Genomic DNA, 1,051 nt, shown 5'->3' on the forward strand with positions numbered 1-1,051 from the left:
CCCAGCCGTAAAAAAAATAGCCCAAATCTCTTTTTCGATTCATTCCGAAGCGGTTAACCTACTCGAACCCATTGATTTTATTCATTGGATCCTACTCATTGGGATCGTATTGATTATTCCATATACGCTACATTTTTCTACAGGATTATCTTACCAGATCGGCGTCACTGTCAGCTTTGATCGAATAGTGGCCCAGATTGGGATGTGCACCATAGACTTTGTGCTGTGGACATTCAGGAATGAGAATGAAAGAAAGGAATGATTTAGTTAGGCACCTCATGGAGGAGCCTATGATTTGGCCTATTTTTTTTACGGCTGGGCCGGCTCTCTTGATCATAAGGGTTGACCATCCAGGCATTCGGCTACTACCAGCAGAATCTTAAAGGAGTAAATGCTTGCATAATCGCTCCGCCTTCCTCGGTTTCGGGAATTTTATCCTTCCGTAATCGTCTAGTTTTCGTTCAGGATATTTGATTTTCATTTTAGGGCTTTGTTCATCATATTTTATAAGAAAAGCTCGGTTCAAGGTACTTAAGCAAGCGCTGTAATATTCACCGGTAATTTGCAACTATTCTAGCTTCGAAGCTGGGCTTCATCCGCCTAATAGGGATAAAACAAAGAGAAGTCCAGTACTGAAATAGCACATCATTGGGATCATAGATGTTATTCCACCCAGATTATGGATCTTATTCCTGTGTGATCACGTAGATGGCTGCCAAGACTACGGCCGCAATGTAGATTGAGCTGTTCCGCATTTGAGCCTGCGGTTAGCATAGAGCCGAGCATCGTCAGGTGAGTATGCCAACGATAGCTTCGCAAAAATTGGGAAAGGACAATAGGAATAACTTCACAAACTCAGGCGCTTGGCTTTCCAATACACTGGGCCTAACGGCTTTCGCCAATGCGAAAACGACTATGGTTATGAGCTGCCATCTGGCCATCTTCCGAATGTCTTCCATTGTTCTACTGTATCTTGGTTGAAATCAGGGCTCATACTAACGATTTTGCCAACCAACTTCAAAATTATTAGACGAGTGCTGCTTGATGGCTT

The 1,051-nt window shown here is 43.1% G+C and carries 1 protein-coding gene; it reads left to right on the forward strand.

Annotation, left to right across the window (positions count from 1 at the left end; all coding sequences use genetic code 11):
* Positions 1-262, forward strand: a 262-nt coding sequence (locus D5R40_RS38775) for a hypothetical protein (protein ID WP_205127871.1), incomplete at its 5' end; no start/stop codon positions are given.
* Positions 263-1,051: the final 789 nt, after the last annotated feature.

The sequence above is a fragment of the Okeania hirsuta genome, from assembly GCF_003838195.1.
Lineage (GTDB): Bacteria > Cyanobacteriota > Cyanobacteriia > Cyanobacteriales > Microcoleaceae > Okeania > Okeania hirsuta.